This window comes from Trinickia sp. (assembly GCF_057351765.1).
In genome coordinates this window covers 93,401-110,661 of the sequence record NZ_JBMRBK010000079.1, presented here as the reverse complement: position 1 = coordinate 110,661, position 17,261 = coordinate 93,401, and the positions used below count along the sequence as shown (strand labels likewise).

At 64.8% G+C, this 17,261-nt stretch carries 14 protein-coding genes; 10 read left to right on the top strand and 4 right to left on the bottom strand.

Annotated features, from left to right (window positions below; translation table 11 throughout):
* Positions 1-9: 9 nt before the first annotated feature.
* Positions 10-339 carry a hypothetical protein gene (locus ACO1XS_RS22515; RefSeq protein WP_331572228.1) on the bottom strand — a complete coding sequence of 110 codons (330 nt, stop codon included), beginning with the start codon at positions 337-339 and terminating at the stop codon, positions 10-12.
* 230 nt (positions 340-569) lie between these two features.
* On the opposite strand from ACO1XS_RS22515, the gene ompR reads away from it, so the two are divergent.
* From ompR to ACO1XS_RS22495, 4 genes are all read left to right on the top strand, one after another.
* Complete coding sequence (ompR, locus tag ACO1XS_RS22510) at positions 570-1,304, top strand: osmolarity response regulator transcription factor OmpR (protein WP_414720301.1); 735 nt, start codon at positions 570-572, stop codon at positions 1,302-1,304.
* Between the two features lie 49 nt (positions 1,305-1,353).
* Positions 1,354-2,703 carry an ATP-binding protein gene (locus ACO1XS_RS22505; protein ID WP_331572226.1) on the top strand — a complete coding sequence of 450 codons (1,350 nt, stop codon included), beginning with the start codon at positions 1,354-1,356 and terminating at the stop codon, positions 2,701-2,703.
* Between the two features lie 196 nt (positions 2,704-2,899).
* Positions 2,900-3,448, top strand: a complete 549-nt coding sequence (locus ACO1XS_RS22500) for a peroxiredoxin (RefSeq protein ID WP_331572225.1) — start codon at positions 2,900-2,902, stop codon at positions 3,446-3,448.
* A gap of 90 nt (positions 3,449-3,538) precedes the next feature.
* A complete protein-coding gene (locus ACO1XS_RS22495) occupies positions 3,539-4,066 on the top strand; it encodes a carboxymuconolactone decarboxylase family protein (protein WP_331572223.1) in 528 nt (175 codons plus the stop codon).
* 22 nt (positions 4,067-4,088) lie between these two features.
* On the opposite strand, the gene ispF is transcribed toward ACO1XS_RS22495, so the two are convergent.
* The gene (gene ispF / locus ACO1XS_RS22490; RefSeq protein ID WP_331572221.1) at positions 4,089-4,568 is read right to left on the bottom strand and encodes a 2-C-methyl-D-erythritol 2,4-cyclodiphosphate synthase; all 480 of its coding nucleotides are present in this window, start codon (positions 4,566-4,568) and stop codon (positions 4,089-4,091) included.
* Positions 4,569-4,653: 85 nt separating this feature from the next.
* Entirely contained in the window at positions 4,654-5,364 is a 711-nt protein-coding gene (gene ispD, locus ACO1XS_RS22485) for a 2-C-methyl-D-erythritol 4-phosphate cytidylyltransferase (protein WP_331572219.1), read from the bottom strand.
* Positions 5,365-5,533: 169 nt separating this feature from the next.
* Here ispD and mfd point away from each other — a divergent pair, with 169 nt between their 5' ends.
* The 3 genes from mfd to ACO1XS_RS22470 all read left to right on the top strand — a co-directional run bounded on the left by mfd (position 5,534) and on the right by ACO1XS_RS22470 (position 11,469).
* On the top strand, positions 5,534-9,010 hold the full coding sequence (gene mfd / locus ACO1XS_RS22480) for a transcription-repair coupling factor (RefSeq protein WP_486391770.1): 3,477 nt from the start codon (positions 5,534-5,536) through the stop codon (positions 9,008-9,010).
* Positions 9,011-9,127: 117 nt separating this feature from the next.
* Positions 9,128-10,402 carry an acetylornithine deacetylase gene (gene argE / locus ACO1XS_RS22475; protein ID WP_331572217.1) on the top strand — a complete coding sequence of 425 codons (1,275 nt, stop codon included), beginning with the start codon at positions 9,128-9,130 and terminating at the stop codon, positions 10,400-10,402.
* A 47-nt stretch (positions 10,403-10,449) separates the two neighbouring features.
* On the top strand, positions 10,450-11,469 hold the full coding sequence (locus ACO1XS_RS22470; RefSeq protein WP_331572215.1) for a threonine/serine dehydratase family protein: 1,020 nt from the start codon (positions 10,450-10,452) through the stop codon (positions 11,467-11,469).
* A 97-nt stretch (positions 11,470-11,566) separates the two neighbouring features.
* On the opposite strand, the gene ACO1XS_RS22465 is transcribed toward ACO1XS_RS22470, so the two are convergent.
* Positions 11,567-14,050: a penicillin-binding protein 1A gene (locus ACO1XS_RS22465; RefSeq protein WP_486391738.1), complete on the bottom strand. Its 2,484-nt coding sequence runs from the start codon at positions 14,048-14,050 to the stop codon at positions 11,567-11,569.
* A gap of 394 nt (positions 14,051-14,444) precedes the next feature.
* Here ACO1XS_RS22465 and ACO1XS_RS22460 point away from each other — a divergent pair, with 394 nt between their 5' ends.
* The 3 genes from ACO1XS_RS22460 (at position 14,445) to ACO1XS_RS22450 (ending at position 17,260) form a co-directional block, all read left to right on the top strand.
* A complete protein-coding gene (locus ACO1XS_RS22460; protein ID WP_486391737.1) occupies positions 14,445-15,011 on the top strand; it encodes a plasmid mobilization protein in 567 nt (188 codons plus the stop codon).
* Positions 15,012-15,276: 265 nt separating this feature from the next.
* Entirely contained in the window at positions 15,277-15,957 is a 681-nt protein-coding gene (locus ACO1XS_RS22455; RefSeq protein WP_173258159.1) for a PspA/IM30 family protein, read from the top strand.
* A 142-nt stretch (positions 15,958-16,099) separates the two neighbouring features.
* A complete protein-coding gene (locus ACO1XS_RS22450) occupies positions 16,100-17,260 on the top strand; it encodes a tetratricopeptide repeat protein (protein WP_486391736.1) in 1,161 nt (386 codons plus the stop codon).
* Position 17,261: the final 1 nt, after the last annotated feature.

Sequence of the window (17,261 nt, the reverse complement as noted above, 5' to 3'; positions counted from 1 at the left end):
CGCTCGGCCTCAGCGTTTGTACAGTTCGCGCACGGCGTCTTCGATGTGCTGACGCAGCAAGCGGCGCTCTTCCGGTGTCAGGTGTCCGTCCCGTTGCTGAGTGCCGAAGTCGAACGGCGTATTCGTTCGCACGATAGGCGCTGAAGCGGCGCTGGCCGCGCGGGGATGTTGAGAATGGGACGAGTTGCGGCGAAAGGAGGACGAGGGCTGCGCCTCGCCGTCACCTCGGCGCTGCGGCTGGGCGTAGGCCCCGAGCGGAGCCGCAGCGCCGACGATGGCGCCCGCAACGGCGATCGCCAGGATCCGAGCGCGCATACGCGGCCACGCGCTGTCCATCATCTTGTTCCCTTCGTTTTGCGGCAACCGGCGACCTCGAATTACGTGTGCTTGAGCCCGAGCGAGTGGCGGGCATGAAAATGTATCGGATGAAGTATCCACCGAAGAGCCGCTTTCGGTGAAGAAGTTTACGTGTGCGCTGTTTACGCACCCCCTCGAAGCGGGGTAAATTTTGTAACTGACTGTAACGCGAGAATTCGTACTTTCCCGTCCCTGTTTGCAATCGCGCTAAGATGCCGACCATGGAAACGAAAAACCCCTCGAAAATTCTCGTCGTCGACGACGACCCGCGCCTGCGCGATCTCCTGCGCCGCTACCTCGGCGAACAAGGCTTCAATGTCTACGTCGCGGAAAACGCGCCGGCAATGAACAAGCTCTGGGTGCGCGAGCGCTTCGATCTGCTCGTGCTCGATCTGATGTTGCCGGGCGAGGACGGCTTGTCCATTTGCCGCCGCCTGCGCGGCAGCAACGACCGTACGCCCATCATCATGCTGACCGCCAAGGGAGAAGACGTGGACCGTATCGTCGGGCTCGAAATGGGCGCCGACGACTACCTGCCGAAGCCCTTCAATCCGCGCGAACTGGTTGCGCGTATTCACGCCGTGCTGCGGCGACAGTCGCCCTCCGAGTTGCCCGGTGCGCCGTCCGAAACGGCCGAGGTCTTCGAGTTCGGCGACTTCGCGCTCAACCTCGCCACGCGTACGCTGACCAAAGCCGGCCAGGAAATCCCATTGACCACGGGGGAGTTCTCCGTGCTCAAGGTGTTCGCACGCCATCCGCGCCAGCCGCTTTCGCGCGAAAAACTGATGGAGCTGGCGCGGGGCCGCGAATACGAAGTATTCGATCGCAGCCTCGACGTGCAAATTTCACGCTTGCGCAAGCTGATCGAAGTCGATCCGAGCAGCCCGCGCTTCATCCAGACCGTCTGGGGGCTCGGCTACGTCTTCATCCCCGACGGATCGGCGTGATCGGCGGGTTGCCGTCGCCCGTCCCTTTCCTTTTGTGTCAGTAGGCCCCATGCGCATCGACCGGCGTATTCTCACGCACGTCTTCGGGGGCCTGTTCTGGCGCACCTTCTTGCTGATCGCTCTGCTGATCGCGGTGAGTCTCGCCGCGTGGTTCCAGAGCTTTCGCGTGATTGAGCGCGAGCCACGCGCTCAACGGGTGGCGCTGCAGCTCGTGGCGATCGTCAAGCTCACGCGCACGGCGCTGCTCTACTCGGATCCGGACCTGCGGCGGGCGCTCCTGCAAGATCTCGAAAGCAACGAGGGCGTGCGCGTCTATCCGCGCGAGACGACGGACAAATACACGCTGCAGCCCGACGAGTCGCTCAACCGGCTCATCGAACATGACATCCGCGGCCGGCTTGGCGACGATACCGTCATCGCTCAATCGGTCAACGACATTCCCGGTGTATGGATCAGCTTCAAGATCGACGAGGACGACTACTGGGTCGCCCTCGACCGGGAACAGCTCGATAACGTCACGGGTCTGCAATGGGCCGGCTGGGGCATCTTTGCGCTCGCGCTGTCGCTGTTCGGCGCCGCATTCATCACGAGCCTCGTGAACCGGCCGTTTGCGCGGCTTGCCGTCGCCGCGCGCAAGGTCGGCTCCGGTCAAGCCCCCGAACCGCTGCCCGAGCGCGGTCTCGGTGTCGCGGCGGATACGAATCGCAGCTTCAACCAGATGGTGCGGGATCTCGAGCAGCTCGAAGCCGATCGTGCACTGATGCTCGCCGGTATCTCGCACGACTTGCGCACCCCGCTCGCACGGCTGCGGCTCGAGACCGAGATGAGCCCGTCGGATCAGGTAACGAAGGACGCCATGATCGACGACATCGAGCAAATGGACATGATCATCGGCCGCTTTCTCGACTATGCGCGGCCGGTTCAGCGTACGTCCGAGTCGGTCGATCTTTCGCAGGTCGCGGGCGAGATGGCCGCCCGCATGGCCTGTGAGGACGGCGTGCGGCTCATTACGCGGCTCGCACCGTCCGCGATCATCGAAGCCGACGAAACCGACGTCCGACGCGTGGTCGGCAATTTGCTCGAAAACGCAAAGAAGTACGGCCACAGCGAGATGGATGGGATTCCGCACATCATGCTCGAGACGCGAGTCGCGCATTCGCGCGTCGAACTCGCCGTGCTGGACGAGGGCCCCGGCATTCCCGAGGACCAGCTCGCGCTCGTGACGCGTCCCTTTTATCGGGTCGACTCGGCGCGCAGCCAGGCCAACGGCACGGGCCTTGGCATGGCCATCGTCCAGCGGCTCGTGAGCCGCTACCGCGGCTCGTTGCGCTTGCGCAACCGTACGCCGGGCCCCGGTCTCGAAGTCACGATCGAGTTCCCCCTGGGAAAAAGCGCTTGATGCCGCGGACCGGCTGTCGCGCAGCGCTCGACCCCCCTCGCCTCGCATGCCGCAACGCGGCAGGCTATCGGTTTCATTAGATAAAATCTATTGCAACAATTTTCCAATAGCGTTATAGTTGGGGCGTGTAACGCATCCGTTACAGCGGGCGCGTATTTTTGAAGTGCGTTTTTTCAACCCGATGAGGAGTCACTGCATGAAAACCGTGGGCGATAAGCTGGAAGCCTTCACCGTCACTGCCGCGAAACCGGGCTTCAACAACCATGAAGAAAACGGTCAATCGGCGTTCGAAGAGATCACCGAACAATCGTTCCCGGGCAAGTGGAAGATCATCTATTTCTATCCGAAGGACTTCACGTTCGTGTGCCCGACGGAGATCGTCGAGTTCGGGAAGCTGCAAAAGGACTTCGAGGAACGCGATGCCGTGCTGTTGGGCGGTAGCGTCGACAACGAGTTCGTGAAGCTGGCATGGCGTCGCGAGCACAAGGACCTCAATCGCCTGAACCACTACGCGTTCGGCGACGTGAAGGGCGAGCTGATCGATCAGCTCGGCGTGCGCGACAAGGAAGCCGGCGTGGCCCTGCGCGCAACGTTCATCGTCGATCCGGACAACACGATTCAACACGTGTCGGTGAACAACTTGAACGTGGGCCGCAACCCGCAGGAAGTCCTGCGTATTCTCGACGGCTTGCAAACCGACGAACTGTGCCCGTGCAACCGCACGGTCGGCGGCGCAACGCTTTAAGCTGCGGCAACCGCTTCGGTCAAGCACCGAGCCCGCTGTGCTCGACAAGGCCGGCGGGCTTTTTTATCGGTCACTCGATAGGAGTCTTCAATGGAATTCTTGTCTGCGATCAAGGAAAAGATCCCCGATTACGCGAAGGACATCCGCCTGAACCTCGATGGCACGATCGCGCGCTCGTCGCTGGAAGGCGCCGATGCGGCGGGTGTGGCGCTGGCCGCTGCCTTCGCCGCGAAATGCACCACGATCGTGGATGCAATCCGTTCGTCCGGGGTCCTGCCGCCCGAGCAGGTCACAGGCGCGCTGACGGCGGCCGCCATGATGGGCATGAACAATGTCTGGTATCCGTACGTCGAAATGGCGAACGACGAGGACCTCAAAACCCAGCGGCCCGAGCTGCGGATGAGCGCGTACGCCACCCATGGCGGCGTCGACAAGCGCCGCTTCGAAATGTACGCGCTCGCCGCGTCGATCGTCGGCAAGTGCCATTTCTGCGTAAGCTCGCACTACGCGCTGCTGAAAAACGAGCAGGGCATGTCGGCGCAGCAACTGCGCGATGTCGGGCGCATCGCGGCCGTCGTCAGCGCGGCAGCCAATGTGCTCGCGATCGAAGGCAACTAGCCCGCGATCAGCGGGACAGGCGCTAAAGCGCGCGCAGCAAAACGGCCGCCTGCGCCTCTATCCCGTCGCCGCGGCCAAGATAGCCGAGCTTTTCGTTGGTCTTGGCCTTTACGTTCACGCGCGCGAGCGGCAGGCCCAGATCGTCGGCGATATTGGTTCGCATCGCATCGATATGCGGGGCGAGCTTCGGGGCTTGGGCGATGACCGTGCTGTCGACGTTCTGAATCGCAAAGCCGGCTTGCGCGAGCCGTGCGGCGCACTCGCGCAGCAGCACGCGGCTGTTGGCGCCGGCAAAGCGTTCGTCGGTGTCCGGAAAGTGCCGGCCGATATCGCCCAGCGCCGCCGCCCCGAAAAGCGCGTCGGTGATCGCATGCAGCAGCACGTCGGCATCCGAGTGCCCCAACAGCCCGCGCTCGTACGGCACCGTCACGCCGCCAATCACGAGCGGCCGCCCTGGCACGAGCGCGTGTACGTCGTAGCCTTGTCCGATTCTGTAGTCCATCCGTGCTTCCGGTTTCGATTGAATAAATAGGTCCGAGTGCAGCGCCACTGGCTGAGCGGGCCGCCGCCCGCCGCCGGCGAACCGCTCAGCCAGCCGGGGAATGCCTGAGAATCGCGTCGACGAGCTCGAAGTCCTCAGGGTAAGTCACCTTGAAATTGCGCAGGCTGCCCTGAACGAGCCGCGGCGCGTGGCCGAGCCATTCGATCGCGCTTGCCTCGTCGGTCAAATCATGGCCATCATGCTGCGCGCGTTCGATCGCTTCGCGCAGCATGCCGATGCGGAACATCTGCGGTGTTTGCGCCTGCCACAGCCCGTCGCGCGGCTCGGTGCGCGCGATGTGGCCGCCGCGCGCCGCATCCATGCGCTTGAGCGTGTCGGCCACCGGCAACGCCATGATGCCCCCGACGGGGTCGTCCTTGAGCGCTGCGACGAGCGAACGGATCAGCGCGGGGGTGATGCCGGGGCGCGCTGCGTCATGGACGAGCACCCAGTCGTCCGCGGCGGCGCCAAACTCCGCGAGCGCCGCGAGCCCGTTCATCACCGAAGCCTGCCGCGTCGCGCCGCCGCAGCGCCGCACGGCGAAGCGCAGGCCGCTGAAACGACGCGCATCGAAGTGCGTGTCGTCGGGCGCCAGCACGACGAGCGTCTGCGCAAACTCGCTGCAAGCGTCGAAAGCGGCCAGCGTAAAGTGGAGCAACGGCCGGCCGGCGACCGTGCGGTATTGCTTGGGCATCGGTGCGCCGGAGCGGCTGCCGGTGCCGGCGCAGGGGATCAGGGCAAAAAGACGAGAAGTCAAGGAGCGGGCCGCGGGTCAAAATAAAGGACGGATTTTATAATAGGTGCTTCGCGCGAGGCGGGTCCGATTCGGCCGACCCGGGTCCGTGCTCGCGCTCAACCCCTTCCGGCCCGTGCTGCGTCCGTTTTTTGCGCACGTGCCGTTCATTGAAACGGCCTACATTCCCGTCATGCAGACTGCCGCAACACCCTTTTCGCCGCTTTTACCGTTTCCGCTCGTCAAACCGGGCCAGCGCTTCGCGTTCGACGGGGCGCATGGCTCGGCCGACGCGCTGCTGATCGCCCGATATCTGCAGGCGGCGGGCGCGGCGGTGCCGCTGCTCGCCGTGGTCTGCGCGAGCGCCGTCGACGCGCAACGGCTTTCCCAGGAGCTCGCCTGGTTCGCGCCCGGCGCCCGCGTGCGGCGGCTGCCGGACTGGGAGACGCTGCCCTACGACACGTTCTCGCCGCACCAGGATCTCGTTTCCGAGCGCCTGGCGACGCTGCACGACCTCGGCGAGGGTCGTTGCGACGTACTGCTGGTACCCGCCACGACGGCGCTCTACCGGATGCCGCCGGCCTCGTTCCTCGCGGCCTACACGTTCTCGTTCTCGCAAGGGGCCAGGCTCGACGAAGCCAAACTGAAAGCGCAGCTCACGCTCGCGGGCTACGAGCACGTGAGCCAGGTCGTGCGCCCCGGTGAGTACTGCGTGCGGGGCTCGCTGATCGACCTCTATCCGATGGGCTCCGCGTTGCCGTACCGGATCGATCTTTTCGACGACCAGGTCGATTCGATCCGGGCATTCGATCCGGACACGCAACGCAGCCTGTACCCCGTGCGCGACGTGCGCCTGCTGCCGGGCCGCGAGTTTCCGTTCGACGAAGCGGCCCGCACCGCGTTTCGTAGCCGCTGGCGCGAGGTATTCGAAGGCGACCCGAGCCGTTCGTCGATCTACAAGGACATCGGCAACGGCGTGCCCTCCGCCGGCATCGAGTACTACTTGCCGCTCTTTTTCGAGCAGACGGCCACCCTGTTCCACTACCTGCCGGCAAACGCCCACCTTGCGTTCGTCGGCGATCTCGAGAACGCGATCCGGCGCTTCACGGCCGACACGAAGCAACGCCACGCGTTTTTGTCGCACGACCGCGAGCGGCCGATTCTCGAGCCGCAGCGGCTGTTCCTTTCCGATGAGGATTTCTATACGCTGGCCAAGCCGTTCGCGCGTCTGGTGGTGCCCACCGACGGCGGCGGAGGCTGGAGCACGCCGCTGCCGTCGCTGGCCGTCGATCGTCGTGCCGACGATCCGGTCGCCGCGCTGCGCGCCTACCTCGCCACGAGCGGCCGGCGTGTGCTGATCGCCGCGGAGTCGGCCGGCCGCCGCGAAACGATCGCCCAGTTCCTCGCCGAAAACGGCCTCAAGCCGCAAGCAGGCGAGAGCTTCGAGAGCTGGCTGCAAGGCGACGCCGCGTTTGCGCTCGGGGTGGCGCCGCTCTCGACGGGCTTCGCGCTGCCGGCGGAAGGCTGGGCCGTCGTCACCGAGACCGAGCTCTACGGCCCGCTGGCCCGGCGCGCCGGCCGCCGGCGTCAGGAGCAGGCCAGCAACGTCGATTCGATGGTGCGCGACCTCTCGGAGCTCAAGGTGGGCGATCCTGTCGTGCACGCGCAGCATGGTATCGGCCGCTATATGGGACTCGTGACGATGGACCTCGGCGAAGGCGAAACCGAGTTCCTCCATCTCGAGTACGCCGGCGACAGCAAGCTCTACGTCCCCGTCGCGCAACTGCATGTGATTTCCCGCTACAGCGGCGCGGACCCGGACACCGCCCCGTTGCACGCGCTCGGCTCCGGCCAATGGGAACGGGCCAAGCGCCGCGCGGCACAGCAGATTCGCGACACGGCCGCCGAGCTGCTCAACCTCTATGCGCGGCGCGCCGCGCGCGAGGGCCATGCCTTCCGGTTCGATCCGCGCGACTACGGCAAATTCGCCGAGAGTTTCGGTTTCGAGGAAACGCCGGATCAGGCCGCCGCGATCGCCGCCGTTATCGGCGACATGACGACGGGTCGCCCGATGGACCGGCTCGTATGCGGCGACGTGGGCTTCGGCAAGACCGAGGTGGCATTGCGGGCCGCGTTCATCGCGGTGATGGCCGGCAAGCAGGTCGCGCTGCTCGCGCCCACCACGCTGCTCGCCGAGCAGCACACGCAGACCTTCACCGATCGCTTCGCCGAATGGCCCGTGCGCATTGCTGAGCTCTCCCGCTTCAAGTCGACGAAGGAGGTCAACGCGGCCATCGAGCAGATCAACGACGGCTCGATCGACATCGTCATCGGCACGCACAAGCTGCTGTCGTCGGACGTGCGCTTCAAGCGGCTCGGCCTCGTCATCATCGACGAAGAGCATCGCTTCGGCGTACGGCAAAAGGAGGCGCTAAAGGCGTTGCGCGCCGAGGTCGATGTGCTGACGTTGACCGCCACCCCCATTCCGCGAACACTGGGCATGGCGCTCGAAGGCCTGCGCGACTTTTCCGTCATCGCCACCGCGCCGCAAAAACGGCTGGCGATCAAGACATTCGTGCGGCGCGAGGAAGACAGCGTCATTCGCGAAGCGATGTTGCGGGAGCTCAAACGCGGCGGGCAAGTCTACTTCCTGCACAACGAAGTGGAAACGATCGAAAACCGGCGCGCCATGCTCGAAGCGCTCGTGCCCGAGGCGCGGATCGCGGTGGCACACGGGCAGATGCATGAACGTGAGCTCGAGCGCGTCATGCGCGACTTCGTCTCTCAGCGGGCCAACGTCCTGCTGTGCACGACCATCATCGAAACCGGCATCGACGTCCCGAGCTCGAATACGATTCTCATTCATCGCGCCGACAAGTTCGGCCTCGCGCAGCTGCATCAATTGCGCGGACGCGTCGGGCGCTCGCACCACCAGGCTTATGCCTATCTGCTCGTGCACGATCCGCAAGGATTGACGAAGCAGGCGCAGCGCCGACTCGAAGCCATTCAGCAGATGGAGGAACTCGGTTCCGGTTTTTATCTGGCGATGCACGATCTCGAGATTCGCGGCACCGGCGAGGTACTGGGCGACAAGCAATCGGGCGAAATCCACGAGATCGGTTTTCAGCTGTATTCGGAGATGCTCAGCGACGCCGTGAAAGCGCTCAAGAACGGCCAGGAGCCCGATCTGACCGCGCCCCTCGCGGCGACGACCGAGATCAATCTGCATACGCCCGCCATCCTTCCCGCAGACTATTGCGGCGACGTGCAAGAGCGCCTGTCGATCTACAAACGCCTCGCCAATTGCGAGACCAGCGACGCCATCGACGATATCCAGGAAGAACTGATCGACCGCTTCGGCAAGCTGCCGACGCAAGCCCACGCGCTCGTCGAGACGCACCGGCTGCGACTTGCGGCGAAGCCGCTCGGCGTCTCGAAGATCGATGCGGGCGAAGCCGCGATCAGCCTTCAGTTCGTGCCGAATCCGCCCATCGACGGCATGCGCATCATCGAGATGGTCCACAAGAACAAGCACATCAAGCTGGCGGGACAGGACAAGCTGCGCATCGAAACGCGCAGCCCCGATCTGGCCGTGCGTGTCGCGACCGCCAAGGAGACGCTGCGTGCGCTGGGCGCGCCCGCGCGCCAACCGGCCGCCGCCGCGCGATGAAAAAAGCATGCTGCGGCGCTCGATTGCGGCGCCGCAGCATGCCGCTGTCGCTCGCACTATTTGGGTTGCACGCGGTTTTTCGGTATGATCGGAGGCACTCTCGAGCTGGAGCTTGTCATGTCTCAAGACGCTGAAACGGCGCACCGATCCTCCACGTCCTCTCCCCACTCGCTGGCTTCGGCCCCCTCCTCCGCTTCACCGGTTCCGCTCAGTTTGCAATGGGTCGAACGGCTCGTCTCGATCGATACGACTAGCCGTGTACCGAATATCGAACTGATCGAACTCGTGTGCGAATCGTTGGCGGCACGAGGCATTTCTTCGCTGCTGACGCGCGATGCGCGCGGCGAGCGCGGCGAATGGGCCAACCTGTTCGCCACGATCCCCGCGCACGACGGTTCTACGCAAGGCGGCGTCGTGCTGTCCGGCCACACGGACGTCGTGCCCGTCGATGGACAACAGTGGGACAGCGATCCGTTTTCGCCCGAGATTCGCGACGGCCGGTTGTATGGCCGCGGCACCTGCGATATGAAGGGCTTCATCGGCGCGGCGCTCGCGCTCGTGCCCGAAATGCAATCGGCACGGCTCGCGAAGCCGATTCACCTGGCTTTCTCGTTCGACGAGGAAATCGGCTGTGCCGGTGCGCCGCTGATGATCGCAGACCTGCAAAAGCGTGGCATCAAGCCGGACGGCTGCATCGTGGGCGAGCCCACCAGCATGCGTCCGATCGTGGCGCATAAAGGCATCAACGCGTATCGCTGCTGCGTGCGCGGTCATGCGGCCCATTCGTCGCTGACGCCCAAGGGCCTCAACGCGATCGAATATGCGGCCCGCCTCATCTGCCACATTCGCGACGTGGCCGACCAAATGCGGCGCGACGGTCCGTTCGATACGAGCTACGACGTGCCGTTCACCACGGCGCAGACGAGCACGATCGAAGGCGGCAATGCGATCAACACGGTGCCGGCCGAGTGCCGCTTCGCCTTCGAGTTTCGCAACCTGCCGACGCTCGATCCGGCCGTCGTATTCGCGCGCATCGAGCGCTACGCGAACGAAACGCTGCTGCCGCAGATGCGGCGCGAGCATCCGAACGCCGCAATCGAGTTCACGCGGATCGCCGCGGCGCCGGGTCTCGACGCCACCGAGCAGGCGGCCATCACGCAACTCGTGCGCGCCTTGACGGGCGATCGCGATACGCGCAAGGTCGCCTATGGGACGGAAGCGGGGTTGTTCGCGCTGGCCGGCGTGCCGAGCGTCGTCTGCGGGCCGGGCGACATCGAGCAGGCGCACAAGCCGAACGAGTATGTCGAGCTCGCGCAGCTCGACGCCTGTGAAAGCTTCTTGCGCAAATTCATTCGCAGCATGTCGGTCGATACGCAACAGCAGCAACAGTAGCAACAGTAGCGCGGGTCCCTCACTTGTCCTTTACGATGGCTTCGCTCATGTCCACCGCTTCATCGCAGCATACCGACCATACGATCGACGCCGAGCCGGTTCCCACGCTGGACGCCATCGCGTCACAGCATTTCGCGCTCACGCCCTGGGTCGTGCGGACGCCGGTCTTCGAACGGCATGACTTTCCGACGCTCGAAGGCACGAACATCAATTTCAAGTTCGAATTGCTGCAGTCGAGCGGCAGCTTCAAGGTGAGGGGCGCATTCACGAATCTGCTCGCGCTCGACGCATCGCAGCGCAGTGTCGGCGTGACCTGCGTATCGGGCGGCAATCATGCGGCGGCGGTTGCCTATGCGGCCATGCGGCTCGGTACGAGCGCGAAAGTGGTGATGTTCCGCACGGCAAGCCCTGCGCGCATCGCGCTGTGCAAACAGTACCGCGCCGAGGTCGTCATGGCCGACTCGCCGGCCGAAGCATTCGATGTCGTGCGCCGAATCGAAGCCGAGGAAGGCCGCTTTTTCGTTCACCCGTTCAATGGCTATCGCACGGTGCTGGGCACGGCAACGCTCGGCTACGAATGGGCGACGCAGACGCCCGATCTCGATGCGGTGATCGTCCCCATCGGCGGCGGCGGCTTGGCAGCCGGCGTCTCGACCGCATTGCGCCTCGCCAATCCGCGCGTGCATGTGTTCGGTGTCGAACCGGAGGGCGCCGATGCAATGTCGCGCAGTTTCGCCGCCAATCACACCGTGAAGATGGGCGCGATGCACACCATCGCCGATTCCCTGATGGCACCGCACACCGAGCAATATAGCTACGAGCTGTGCCGGCGCCACATCGATCGGATCGTCACCGTTTCGGACGATGAGTTGCGCGCAGCGATGCTCAAGCTGTTCGTCCAGCTCAAGCTCGCCGTCGAGCCGGCGTGCGCCGCGGCAACGGCCGCGCTCTTGGGGCCGCTGCGCGAAACGCTGCAAGGCAAGCGCGTCGGCGTCATCCTGTGCGGAACGAATACCGACCCGGCCACGTTGTCCGCCCATCTCGAACGGGCGCGCGCGTCGACTTAGCGCGCCGGCCTAGCGCGACTCCCAGGCCATTCGGGTAATTGATCGCGCGAAGGTGGATGCGAGGAGCCTCCCATCGCACCTGCGCGATGGCGACCGCTCAGGGCCGGTTGTCATTGAACAGATTGAGAATCTGTTTCTTCTCCTGCGACGACACACTGGGCGGCGGTGCCGCAGGCGCCGCGAGCCCCGCCGGTCCGATGCTGCCGACCGCTTCGCTCGCGCCGGCGCCAGCCAGCGCAGTCCCCGGTTCGCCGCCTGTGCCGATGCTCGCAACGAAGCCATTGCCAGGCGTCATGTCCGCGTAGTAAAGCTCGCCGCCGATCGTCGTCACACCTTCGGGCATCGGCATTTGCACCTGCGGTACGCCACGCAGCGCCTGGCCCATGTAGTCGACCCAGATCGGCAGCGCGAGCTGCGCACCGAATTCGCGGCTGCCGAGACTCTTCGGTTGGTCGTAGCCCATCCAGGCCACCGCGACCAGCGTCGGCTGGTAACCCGCGAACCATCCGTCCTTGGCGTCGTTCGTCGTACCGGTTTTGCCGGAGAGGTCCGAGCGATGCAAGACGTTCGTGCCCGCACCGGTACCTGCCGTTGCCACCGAATGCAGCAGAGAGTTCATGATGAAGGCGTTGGCTGCGCTGATCGTACGCGGCGCGTCCCGCCCTGCCACGATCGGCTGCGCCTTGGAGATCGGCTGACCGTGCGCGTCATCGACTTCCGCGATCAGATAAGGATTGACGCGATAGCCGCCGTTCGCGAACACCGCGTAGGCCGCAGCCGACTGCAGCGGCGTGACGAGCCCAGCGCCCAGCGCCATCGGCAAGTAAGGAGGTGTCTTGTCCGCGTCGAAACCGAAGCGCTGCGTCACATAGTCCTGCGCATACTTGGTACCGATATAGGAAAGAATCCGGATCGAGACGAGGTTCTTCGACTTCTCGAGCGCCACGCGCATCGACATCGGGCCATCGGGCTGATCGTCGTCCTTCGGCTCCCACGCCTCCCCGCCCGGCGTGCTCGGGGGGAAGTAAAGCGGCGCATCGTTGATGATCGTCGCCGGGGCGAGGCCCTTTTCGAGCGACGCCGAATAGATGAACGGCTTGAAGCTCGAACCGGGCTGACGCCAGGCTTGCGTCACGTGATTGAACTTGTTCTTGTTGAAGTCGAACCCGCCGACGAGCGCACGGAGCGCGCCATCTTGCGGCGAGAGCGAAACGAGCGCGCCTTCCACCTGCGGCAACTGGGTGATCTGCCAGTTGCCCTTCGCATCGGGCATCAACCGGACGATCGAACCGGGCTTGATCCGCTGCGCCGCGCTGGCGCGCGCGCTCAGTGCCGTCGCCGCGAACCGCAGCCCTTCGCCGGTCACGTTGGCCGTATTGCCGTCGACGAATTGCACGGTCAGCTGCTTCGGGCTCGCTGCGGTGACGACACCGGCCACCAGTTCGCCGTCGTCCGGATGATCGGCGAGCGCATCGTCGATTGCCTCGTCGCGTTCGTCGCGGCCGGCCGGCAGCTCGACGAAGCCTTCCGGTCCGCGATAGCCGTGCCGGCGCTCGTAGTCCATGACACCCTTGCGCACGGCGCGGTAAGCCGCATCCTGGTACGCCGAGTCGAGGGTCGTCACGACCGACAAGCCCCGCGTATACGTTTCTTCCTTGTATTGCGCGTACATCATCTGTCGCACCATCTCGGCGACATACTCCGCATGCACGCTGTATTCGTTGCCCGACACCTTCGTGTGAATGTCTTCCTTGACGGCCTGATCGTATTGCGCCTGCGTGATATAGCGCAGATCGAGCATCCGCTTGAGGATGTACTCCTGCCGGATCTTCGCGCGCTTCGGATTGACGATCGGATTGTATGCCGAGGGCGCCTTGGGCAGCCCGGCCAGCATCGCCGCCTGAGCCAGCGTGATGTCCTTGAGATCCTTGCCGAAATACACCCGGGCGGCCGCCGCGAAACCATACGCGCGCTCGCCCAGATAGATCTGGTTCATGTAGAGCTCGAGGATCTGATCTTTCGTCAGCGCGCGCTCGATCTTGTACGCGAGCATCATTTCGTAGATCTTCCGCGTGTAGGTCTTCTCGCTCGAGAGGAAGAAGTTGCGCGCCACCTGCATCGTGATCGTGCTCGCGCCTTGCGACGCGCCGCCATGGAGGATGTCCGCCATACCGGCACGCAGGATGCCGAGGAAATCCACGCCGCCATGCTCGTAGAAGCGATAGTCCTCGATCGCGAGCACCGCTTTTTTCATCGAATCGGGAATATCGGCGAAACGCACGAGAGAGCGCCGCTCCTCGCCGAATTCGCCGATCAGTACGTGGTCGGCCGTATAGACGCGCAATGGCACCTTCGGGCGATAGTCGGTCAGCGCATCGAGCGACGGCAATTGCGGCGCCATCACGATCAATGCATAGCCAATAATCAGCGCGAAGACGACGGCAACGGTTGCGACGAGGCCGCCCAATGTCAGCAGCAGGCTGCTGCCGAACGAGCCATGCTGGCGTTCGGGACTCATTCGGGAAGGTTGTCGGCCGTCGGCCGGAGACTCGGAGGATCGGGGTCGTTTAATGATAGGCATGACGCATGGTCAGCGCGGCTTGCCGCGCCGTTGCGCGCTCGCCCGCCGGGCGGCGCTCGAAATCGTAATTATAACGGTGCCGCGACTGGCCAACGCCCGCGGCCCGGCGACGCAACAGCGCATTTTAATGAAATCGCCTGGCCGGCAACGAAGTTTTTTTGTAAGAATTCCCCACGTTGGCTGCCGCACAGCCGCCGCCGGGTTATCAACAGAAAATGTTGAAAGGTCTGTGGACAAGCCGCCTAAAGCGAGTCAAGTCCTTGATCGGACACTCATTATGCGCAACGCGCACATTTTGCGGCAGCGGCCGTCATTCTATGATGGAGGCCGACCGCCGTTCTCGTGCCGACGCAACCGATCGGCCTTACCGTCTCCTTACGCCAGCGAGCCGACCATGAATCACCGCAGCGAACGTATCGCCGTCTTCGTGACACCGGCGCAAAAGCGCGCCCTGGCGACCAAGGCGCACAGCCTTGGTATCAGCATCAGCGAACTCGTGCGCCGCGCCGTGCTCGCTTTCGAGGAAACGGCCGACGACGTGCGTGCGGCACGGATCGTGGACAGTTGGAGAGCGCCGGCCGCCCCCGATTCGCTCAACGAGACGCTGCGGCGCATCGCCGATGCGGCGCCCGCTCGGGAATCGACCACTCAGCATCGAATATCGCCGTGCGAGCCGCCCGCCGAAACGCCAGCCGCGTCCGAGGCCATGGGGGCCGGAGGAGAACGGGACGAGGCCGCCGCCGTACGGCCTGGGGCCATACCCGTGGCGGCGGCCGTCGCGCAAGCGCTTGACTGCGAGCCGGTCGAGGAGGCCCGTATGCAAGACAGCGAACCGCCTCCCGCGCTCGATCTCGAAACGGTCACGCGTCTGACGTCGCGCTGGTCCGAAACATCCGCCGACGACCCGGCCGACAGCCCCTCGCGCCCCCCACGCAAGCGCTTCACGCCGCGTCTTGCCTGAGTCGCGCGCGCCCCGCCGCGGCCCGCTGCAAGCCGTATTTTCGCGCCGCATTTAAGCGGGAGTTAACGATCCCTTGTTGTAATATCCGCCAGCGGACGAGGGTTCGGACGGCACGCGGCACCTGCGCGCTCTTGCAAAGCCGCCGCGCGCCCCGATATCCGCTGCGTACGCTTGCCGCCGCGGCCCGGCAACGCGGCGTAAAGTAGAGGATGAACCGGACACCCGCAATCTTTCGTTCGGCGCCGAGTCAACTGAGGAGAACTACATGTCGCTATTCGACACTATTTCGCGCACCGTCAAGGGGCTCTTGAATGACGCGGCTGAATCCGTACAGGATCCGTCGCGCGATGCGCGTCAAATCGTGCGCGAGCTCGACGACAGCATCGCCAAAGCCGAGAATTCGCTGATCGAAATCGAAGCGCAGGTCGCCACGCAGCAAAGCAAGCGCGATGCGGCCGCCGAAAAGGCCCGCAAGTACGAAGACGGCGCAAAACGCGCGCTGCAATCGGGCAACGAAGACCTTGCGCGCGAAGCGCTGGCGGCGCAGGCCACCGCGGAAGCCGAGCGCGATGCGCTCGCACGCGAGCTCGCCACGCTGGAGCCCTCGGTCGAGCAATTGAAGAGCCAGATTGCCGACATGCGCGGGCGCCGCAACGATCTGAACTCGCGTTCGAACATCCTGCAGGCGAAGCAGCAGATCGCCCAGGCCAAGGACACCGCCGCGACGGCATTGGGCGGCATTGGCGGCAAGAACCTGTCCGAGGACTTCAACAAGCTCGAAGAGAAAGTCGCGCTCTCTAATGCGCGCTCGGATGCGCGCCTCAATTCGGCGGACGTCTCGAGCGGCAAGGCTCTCGAGGACAAACTCGCGGCGCTCGACAAAGGCCCGTCGGTCGACGAGCGGCTGGCCGCGTTGAAGAAGCAGTTGAACGCGCCGGCGCAATAAAAACGCGCGGTGCTCAGGACCGATACGGCAAAACAGCAGTGGCAAACGGGCCGCCGTCGCACGCGCTTCGCTGCAATGGCGCCCGTCGCATCGGTATCGGACCCATGGCATGGAGACGGGCGCAATGCGCCCGGTTGAGCTCATGAAGAAATTTGTCGCAGTCGTGGCAGCGGTACTTGCACTGACCGCGAGTGCCGCATTCGCCGCCGTACCGAGCGCGCAGCAAGTCGAGCGCGCGATGGCGCAAGGCAACTGGCAGCAGGCCGACACCGAGCTCACGCAGGTTCTGCAAGCCCATCCGAACAATGCGCACGCTCACTATCTGTACGGACAAGTGCTCGCCCGCGAGGGCCGCTACGCCGACGGGCTCGCACAGATCGAGCAGGCCAAAACGCTCGATCCGCAACTGAAGTTCACGGACCCGGCACGCTTCGCGCAAGTCGAGGCACGCGTGCGCGCGGCTGCAAACCGTGCCAACGCGACGATTCAGCCATCCGCACCCGCGCAACATGCGGCGGCCAACACGTTCGCACCGGCGCAAGCGGTACCGGGCGCCCTCGCCCACCGCGGACCGTCGATGGGCATGTGGATCGGCATCGTACTGCTCGTCGTCGTGATCGCGCTCGTGCTGCGCTGGACGCTGCGCCGCGCGCGCACGACCGAAGACGGCCGCGCCGACGAAGAGCGTCGCGCGCAATTGAAGCGGGCCACCGAACTGCTCAATGCGGCACGCTCGTTGAAGCTCGATACGCGGCTTTCAGCCACGCCGGGGCACGAGGCGCTTGCAAGCGAAGTCGAAGGTGCCGAAACCCAATTGCGCGAGCTCGTCGAGACGCTCTCGAGCGGTAGCAATCCCGTCCCGGGCTATCGGCTCGACGAGCTCGATCGTCAGCTCGAAAGCTTGAAAGCGCGCGCCGAAGGCAGGCCCGATCCGCATGCCACGCCGGCCGCCGGCGCACCGGCGTCCCCGTATGCGCAGGAGGCCGAGCGCCTTCAGCAACAGGCGCCGCAGCAGCCGGTGCAGCAACAGCCGACCGTCGTCGTCCAGCAAGGCGGCGGCTTCGGCGGCGGAATGGGCGGCTTGCTGACGGGCGTGCTGCTTGGCGAAGCACTGTCGCATGGGCGCGACCGTGTGATCGAACGCGATGTCTATGTCGACGATGACGAAGCGCGCCGTCGCGCAGCCGGGGGCGACAACGGCGGTGTCGACTTCGGTCAGGGCTCGAACGACTGGAACGATGGTGGTGGCGGCGTCGATTACGGCAGCAACGATTCGGGCGGCGGCGACTGGAACGACAGTTGAG